11 protein-coding genes and 1 pseudogene are annotated in these 6,615 nt (G+C 66.7%); 6 read left to right on the plus strand and 6 right to left on the minus strand.

Going from position 1 to position 6,615, the window contains the following annotated elements; genetic code table 11:
- The 4 genes from dnaK to ACRDU5_RS16135 all read right to left on the minus strand — a co-directional run.
- A partial coding sequence (dnaK, locus tag ACRDU5_RS16120; RefSeq protein WP_526615632.1) for a molecular chaperone DnaK occupies nucleotides 1-1,550 on the minus strand: 1,550 nt, incomplete at its 3' end.
- A 314-nt stretch (nucleotides 1,551-1,864) separates the two neighbouring features.
- Complete coding sequence (locus ACRDU5_RS16125) at nucleotides 1,865-2,011, minus strand: SRPBCC family protein (RefSeq protein ID WP_526615633.1); 147 nt, start codon at nucleotides 2,009-2,011, stop codon at nucleotides 1,865-1,867.
- Between the two features lie 21 nt (nucleotides 2,012-2,032).
- Nucleotides 2,033-2,839: a M56 family metallopeptidase gene (locus ACRDU5_RS16130; protein WP_526615635.1), complete on the minus strand. Its 807-nt coding sequence runs from the start codon at nucleotides 2,837-2,839 to the stop codon at nucleotides 2,033-2,035.
- Nucleotides 2,836-3,234, minus strand: a complete 399-nt coding sequence (locus tag ACRDU5_RS16135; RefSeq protein WP_526615636.1) for a BlaI/MecI/CopY family transcriptional regulator — start codon at nucleotides 3,232-3,234, stop codon at nucleotides 2,836-2,838. Before ACRDU5_RS16135 ends, ACRDU5_RS16130 begins: the two co-directional genes overlap by 4 nt.
- Nucleotides 3,235-3,355: 121 nt before the next feature.
- Between ACRDU5_RS16135 and ACRDU5_RS16140 the strand changes: the two genes are divergently transcribed.
- Genes ACRDU5_RS16140 through ACRDU5_RS16165 form a run of 6 tightly spaced genes read left to right on the plus strand, consistent with a single transcriptional unit; the run spans nucleotide 3,356 to nucleotide 6,264 of the window.
- Nucleotides 3,356-4,279, plus strand: coding sequence for an NAD(P)/FAD-dependent oxidoreductase (locus tag ACRDU5_RS16140; protein ID WP_526615637.1), 924 nt, complete (start codon nucleotides 3,356-3,358; stop codon nucleotides 4,277-4,279).
- 32 nt (nucleotides 4,280-4,311) lie between these two features.
- Nucleotides 4,312-4,962 carry a class I SAM-dependent methyltransferase gene (locus ACRDU5_RS16145; protein ID WP_526615638.1) on the plus strand — a complete coding sequence of 217 codons (651 nt, stop codon included), beginning with the start codon at nucleotides 4,312-4,314 and terminating at the stop codon, nucleotides 4,960-4,962.
- Complete coding sequence (locus tag ACRDU5_RS16150) at nucleotides 4,959-5,105, plus strand: hypothetical protein (RefSeq protein WP_526615640.1); 147 nt, start codon at nucleotides 4,959-4,961, stop codon at nucleotides 5,103-5,105. Before ACRDU5_RS16145 ends, ACRDU5_RS16150 begins: the two co-directional genes overlap by 4 nt.
- Before the next feature lie 12 nt (nucleotides 5,106-5,117).
- The gene (locus ACRDU5_RS16155; RefSeq protein ID WP_526615641.1) at nucleotides 5,118-5,324 is read left to right on the plus strand and encodes a hypothetical protein; all 207 of its coding nucleotides are present in this window, start codon (nucleotides 5,118-5,120) and stop codon (nucleotides 5,322-5,324) included.
- Nucleotides 5,325-5,370: 46 nt separating this feature from the next.
- Entirely contained in the window at nucleotides 5,371-5,631 is a 261-nt protein-coding gene (locus tag ACRDU5_RS16160) for an SHOCT domain-containing protein (protein WP_526615643.1), read from the plus strand.
- Nucleotides 5,632-5,664: 33 nt separating this feature from the next.
- A complete protein-coding gene (locus ACRDU5_RS16165; RefSeq protein ID WP_526615644.1) occupies nucleotides 5,665-6,264 on the plus strand; it encodes a hypothetical protein in 600 nt (199 codons plus the stop codon).
- Nucleotide 6,265: 1 nt separating this feature from the next.
- Here the strand turns inward: ACRDU5_RS16165 and ACRDU5_RS16170 are convergent, their stop codons facing one another.
- Together ACRDU5_RS16170 and ACRDU5_RS16175 are read right to left on the minus strand one after the other, a co-directional pair.
- Nucleotides 6,266-6,448, minus strand: a complete 183-nt coding sequence (locus ACRDU5_RS16170; protein ID WP_526615645.1) for a hypothetical protein — start codon at nucleotides 6,446-6,448, stop codon at nucleotides 6,266-6,268.
- Nucleotides 6,433-6,615 (minus strand): annotated as a pseudogene (locus ACRDU5_RS16175) (DUF2752 domain-containing protein); the annotation flags it as partial. The gene ACRDU5_RS16170 and the pseudogene ACRDU5_RS16175, both read right to left, overlap by 16 nt.

The raw sequence follows: 6,615 nt of genomic DNA on the forward strand, positions 1-6,615 counted from the left end.
ACCAGCGACTCGGCCTGGTTGCGGACGTCGGCCTCCTCGCGACGCTTGCGGTCCTCCTCGGCGTGCGCCTCGGCGTCCTTGATCATCCGGTCGATCTCCTCCTTGGACAGGCCGGAGCCCTCCTGGATCTTGATCGTGTTCTCCTTGCCGGTGCCCTTGTCCTTGGCAGTCACGTGGACGATGCCGTTGGCGTCGATGTCGAAGGTGACCTCGATCTGCGGAACACCGCGCGGCGCCGGCGGGATACCGGTCAGCTCGAAGCTGCCGAGCAGCTTGTTATGCGCCGCGATCTCGCGCTCACCCTGATAGACCTGAATCTGCACCGACGGCTGATTGTCGTCGGCCGTGGTGAAGGTTTCCGACCGCTTGGTCGGGATCGTGGTGTTGCGCTCGATCAGCCTGGTCATCACACCGCCCTTGGTCTCGATACCAAGGCTCAGCGGGGTGACGTCAAGCAGCAGAACGTCTTTCACCTCGCCCTTCAGCACGCCAGCCTGCAGCGCGGCGCCGACCGCGACGACTTCGTCGGGGTTGACGCCCTTGTTGGGCTCCTTGCCACCGGTCAGTTCCTTGACCAGATCGGCCACCGCGGGCATCCGGGTCGAGCCGCCCACCAGCACCACGTGGTCGATGTCGGACACCGAGATGCCGGCGTCGGCGATCACCGACTTGAACGGGCTGCGGGCGCGGTCCAGCAGGTCTTGGGTGATCTTCTGGAACTCGGCACGGGTCAGCTGCTCGTCGAGGAACATCGGGTTCTTGTCCGCGTCGACGGTGATGTAGGGCAGGTTGATCGAGGTGCCCTGCGAGCTGGACAGCTCGATCTTGGCCTTCTCGGCGGCCTCGCGCAGCCGCTGCATTGCCATCTTGTCCTTGGTCAGGTCGATGCCGCTGGTGCCCTTGAACTTTTCGACCAGCCAGTCGACGATCCGGTCGTCCCAGTCGTCGCCACCGAGGTGGTTGTCACCCGAAGTGGCGCGGACTTCCACCACGCCTTCGCCGATCTCCAGCAGCGAGACGTCGAAGGTGCCGCCACCCAGGTCGAACACCAGGATTGTCTGTTCCTTCTCGCCCTTGTCCAGCCCGTAGGCCAACGCGGCCGCGGTCGGCTCGTTTACGATGCGCAGCACGTTGAGCCCGGCGATCTGGCCGGATTCCTTGGTGGCCTGCCGCTGGGCGTCGTTGAAGTAGGCGGGCGTGGTGATCACCGCGTCGGTGATGTCCTCGCCGAGGTAGGCCTCAGCATCGCGCTTCAGCTTCATCAGAATGCGGGCGCTGATCTCCTGCGCGGTGTATTTCTTGTCGTCGACTTCGATCGACCAGTCGGTGCCCATGTGCCGCTTGACCGAGCGAACGGTCCGGTCGACGTTGGTCACCGCCTGGTTCTTGGCGGGCTGGCCGACCAGCACCTCGCCGTTGCGTGCGAACGCGACGACGGACGGCGTGGTGCGGGAGCCCTCGGAGTTGGCGACGACGACGGGGTCGCCACCCTCGAGTACCGCGACGACGGAGTTAGTGGTCCCGAGGTCGATTCCGACCGCACGAGCCATGGTTTTCCTCCTGATAAGTAGGTTTTGGGGTCTGAGTGAACCTCACTCAAGACTGCAACCGCTGACTCTACCGTGTCAAACCAGACTTGAGCCTAATTCACTCAACTATCAAGGGGATCAACGCGAGGCCGACGCGGTTTGTTCCCGAATGCCCGCGAGTTGTAGGACCGGTAGCACCACGTCGTGGTGTCGTTGTAGACGCCCCGCCCGGGTTCCGTCTTGAAGGTGAACTCTGGTCCGCGATCGGCTCGCACGATGGCCGCGTTGCGCGACCAGGTGAAGCCTCGCCATCGATTGTTTCCGAGAAAGCGTGCTCATGGCACGGCTTGGGCAGGTTCGCCGAGCCATTCGACGCGCCGACATTCGGGACTGCGATCACCGGTGCCCGTGACGTCGGCGACCAGGTCGTAAATCAGCTCGGCCGGCGCGGCGATCCGGATTGATTCGTGGTACCCAAACATGGCGAATCTGGTCTCTGCGCGCTATATGCCGATCGCGGCAAGGGCGCTCTGGCCGAGGCACATGACCAGCCAGACCGCGGCGATCGCGCCCAGAAGCGACAGCGCCACAAGGCTTTTCGGTGGGCGTCGGATGGGGATGTCCTCGCCCAACAAGTGGGCGATTCGCGTTTCGGACGCTCCGCCCATGGCGGGCACGGCCGCCGGCGGTGGGGCTGCCGCGGCCAGCATTGCGGCGGCGAGGGATTGACGGCCGGCATGGTCGATGGCGGCCTTGTCGGCATGGACTTCGGAGTTTTCGACGTGCTTGCGCAGCCACCACCGCAGCAGCGGGAACCAGAACATCACGTCGGCGGCCGCGCGGGTGAGCAGTCGCCGCAAGGGGTCGCGACGGCGGGCATGGGCGGCTTCGTGCGCGAGGACGGCGTCGAGTTCGGTGGTATTCAGCTTGGCGGTGGCGATGGTGATGTACACATACGGGCGGAGCAGTCCTGCGCAGAACGCGGTGCGGTCGGTTCCGGCCAGACAGCGAAGGCGGGCGATCCCGGCGCGGTCCGCGGCGGCCTGTAGCGACGGCGGCTTCGGCGCGCCCGGGAGCGTGGCCACCGCCCGTGTCATCGTGGCGGCCAGCCAGGTTGCGCGGACCACCAAGGCCAGCACGCTGGCCGCGGCGACGAGCGCGACCGCGCTGACCACGCATTCGGTCATGCTCATCATCGGACAGACGGCTGCGCCAACCATCCAGGCTGTCTGCACCCCGATCACACCGACCACGACGCCGACGGCGACGGGATGTTCGCGGGCAACAGCCCAGAGCCGGATTTCGGTCATTGCGCCAGGTCTTCGAGTCGGCGGCGTTGTTCGGGGGTCAGGTCGGCGAGCCGGGCGGCGAAGGCCGACAGCGCCGCGTCGCCATAGCGGGCGACGAACTGTGCAGCCTCGTCCTGGCTGGCCCGCGCGAGATAATCGGCGGCGGTGCCGGCGGCCCGGTATTCGTGGGCACGGCGGCCGGGTTCGGCCTTGGCGGTCAGCAGGCCCTTGTCGGCCAGCCGGCGCAGTGTGGTCATCACGGTCGTGTAGGCGAGCTGGGGCATCAGAATCTGCACGTCGCGCACGACGAACGTCTCGGTGACCTGGCCGGTCCACACCGCGCGCATCACCTTGCCCTCCAACGGGCCGAGCAGGGCCACTGCCCGCTCCACGTCCCGGTCCCGCTTGTTAGCCATCGGTACCTCCTACCGGCCGATAGTAGCAATCCGCTGGGAACTTCTACTATCGCTCTTGCGTACTATCGCTGAATAGTATCTACTATGGATCGATAGTAGAACGAACGGAGGAGTCGAAGCAATGACGTATGAGGCCCTGATCGTCGGTACCGGCCCGGCGGGGCTGAGCGCGGCACTGACCCTCGGTCGGGCCCGGCGGTCCATGCTGCTGATCGACGGTGGACCCGGCCGCAACGCCCCCAGCGACGGCGTGCACAACTTCTTGTCTCGCGACGGAATCGCGCCCACTGACCTGCGCACGATCGCGCTGGCGCAACTGGGCGCCTACGCCACGGTCGAGATCCGGGCCGCCCTGGCGGAGCGCGCACAGCCGGTGGACGGCGCGTTCGACGTCGTGCTCGCCGGCGGCGATCGGGTCCGGGCCCGGCGGCTGCTGCTGGCGACCGGGGTCGTTGACGACCTGCCTGCCGTCCCTGGCCTGGCCGAACGATGGGGCCACGGGGTGGTGCACTGCGCCTACTGCCACGGCTGGGAGCGCCGCGATCGGCCGCTGGCGGTGCTCGCGCTTGACGAGGCCGGTGTGCGACAGGCGATCCAGCTGCGCCGGTTCAGCACCGACATCGTGCTGTGCCTTGGCGCCGGCTTCGAGCTGACCGAGGAACAGCAAGAGCTGCTAGCCGCCAGCGACGTCACCGTCCTCGACAAGGCACTGGCCAGTGTCGACGGCGATGGGACCTCGCTGCAGTGGCTCGTCTTCGCTGACGGGTCGCGGCTGGCCCGCGCGGCGTTGTTCGTCCATGCCCCGGTGCGCCAGCGCAGCGACCTGCCCGCTCAGCTGGGCTGCCGGATTCTGGACGACGGCGCAGTGGAGATCAACGACCTGGGCCAAACCTCCGTGCCGGGTGTCTACGCCGCGGGCGACATGGCCCGCCGTCCCGCCCTGCCGCTGGCCGGCGCCCAGGTCATCCTCGCCGCGGCCGAAGGCACCCTCGCGGCCATCGTCATCGACCAGGAACTGCTCTTCACCCCAACCTCAACCAACTGACCCACCACTGAAAAGGAATGGAGACCAAACCCATGACTGATCTGTCGGCTTTTCAGCATCCGCGGTTCGCGCGGATGTACGAAAAGATCAGCGCTGAATCGGAGCGCCGCGGCACCGCCGAGCATCGCGACCGCGCACTGGCCGACTTGTCCGGGCGCGTGCTCGAGGTCGGCGCCGGCAACGGCATGAACTTCGCGCACTACCCGGACACCGTCGCCGAGGTGGTAGCCGTCGAACCCGAGAACAGCCTGCGCGCGCTCGCCGAACGCGCCGCCGCCACCGCACCCGTGCCGATCACGGTGGTCGCCGGACACGGCGACGCATTGCCCTTCGAAGACGGCAGCTTCGACGCCGCCGTCGTGTCCCTGGTGCTGTGTTCGGTGCCCGAGCCGGGCCACTTTCTTTCCGAGGTGCGACGCGTTCTCAAACCGGGCGGCGAACTGCGGTTCTTCGAACACGTCCGCTCCGCGACGCCACTGCTCGGCATTTTCCAGGACGTGATCACACCGCTGTGGTCGGCGATCGGAGGCGGTTGTCACCTCAACCGCGACAGCCGCGCGGCCATCGACGCAGCCGGCTTCGAGATCGACGAACTCGACCGGTTCACCTACCGGCCGTTGAAGTTTGTTCCCGCGCACGCCCACATCCTCGGGCGGGCCCACAAGACAGGAGCGACATCGTGACGACGCAACTCAAGAACCGGACGCCGCGGCGGTGGATGGATCCGCGATCCCTGCGGGCCAGCCTCGGATCGGGGCTGTTGGGCGGAGTCTGCTGCATCGGCGCGGCCATCGCCACGGCCGCCGGTCTCGGCGCGGCCGGATGATTTACCGGCCTGATGGATCGCTACCAGCTTTACTTCATCCTCGGCAGCCTTGCCGTCATGATTCTGTGGCTGGTGCGGCACCTGCGACGACAAGGCATTTCGCCGCGGGGTTTCCGCGCCGTGCTACGCACCGTCGGCCGGCACGCGATCGTGATGGGCATCGTCTATGCGATCACGCTCGGCATCGCGATGGCTGCGGCGCAACTTTTCACGATGTGAGCCGACGAAAAGCGGCTTCGCTCAAAGAGATAAGGAGCAGACAACAATGATGTGGTATGCCGGTGACGGCTGGGGATGGATCAGCTGGATCCTGATGGCCGTGGGAATGGTGGTGTTCTGGGCGGCGGTCATCGCCGCTGTGGTCCTCGTCGTTCACTATCTGGCTGGTCAGCGTGGCAGAGCCGCGAGCCCACCCATCTCCAGCCCGCGCGCTGAAGATGTGCTCGCCGAACGATTCGGTCGCGGCGAGATCGACGACGAAGAGTACCGACATCGCCTCGCGCTGCTGCGTGAACACGGCGGATGATGGCGGTAACCGACAGACGGGAGAGCATCGGATATGGCGAAATTGACGAGGCGAACAGTGCTGGCCATGCTCGGCACCGGCGGCGGTCTCTTTGCGCTGGGGTACGCCCTGCGCAGCATCGTCGGCGCGCCCCCGACGGACGGGTTCAGCAACGTTGGAACCTCGGAGACGACGGGCCCGGGCATGGGCGGGGGAATGATGGGCCCCGGCATGATGGGCCCGGGCATGGGCGGCATGTCGAGCGGGGACATGAGCACCTACATGGACATGTTCAACCGGCATGGCGAGCTCAGACGCCGCGTCGAGGACATTCCCGGTGGCGTGCGCACCACGACCGAGTCGGACTCCCCGGACCTTGCCGGCCAGCTGAAGGCGCATGTGTCGGCGATGTACTCACACGTCGACGAGGGCGCCGAGGTGATGTGCATGAGCGACAGTCTGCCGACGCTGTTCCGCCGTGCCTCCGACTACCAGCGCCGGCTCACCTTCACCGACAAGGGGGTGGTCGCTGAAGAGACCGCGGGCGATCCCGACCTGACACAAGCCATCCGCGCGCATGCGCGGGAAGTCACCGGTTTCGTCACCGACGGTATGCCCGCGATGATGCGGGGGATGATGGGAATGGGCGGCTAACTCAACGCGGGCGCGATGCCACGAGCAGGTTGTGGGGTATCGCGACCTCACCGAGGTGTCGCTGCTCGACTAGCTCGAATCCCGCGTTCTGCAGTGCCGCAATGACTTCCGCGATCGGACGCAGCGTGAAGCCGTATGAGGTAAACGGCAGCCACCGCAGTGCGCGGCTTACGAACCCGTCCACGGCTGTGTCAGTAAGGCGGCGTGTAGCTGCTGATTGACCTCGAGGGCGGCGATGGCGGCCACCGACACCGCGATCACGATCCGCCGCGGCAGGAGCACACCGAGCCAGTAACCGGTCAACCGACCGGCCGCGGCCCGGATGACGACGATGAGGGCGGTCACCACCAG

This window comes from Mycobacterium sp. (assembly GCF_050701515.1).
GTDB lineage: Bacteria > Actinomycetota > Actinomycetes > Mycobacteriales > Mycobacteriaceae > Mycobacterium.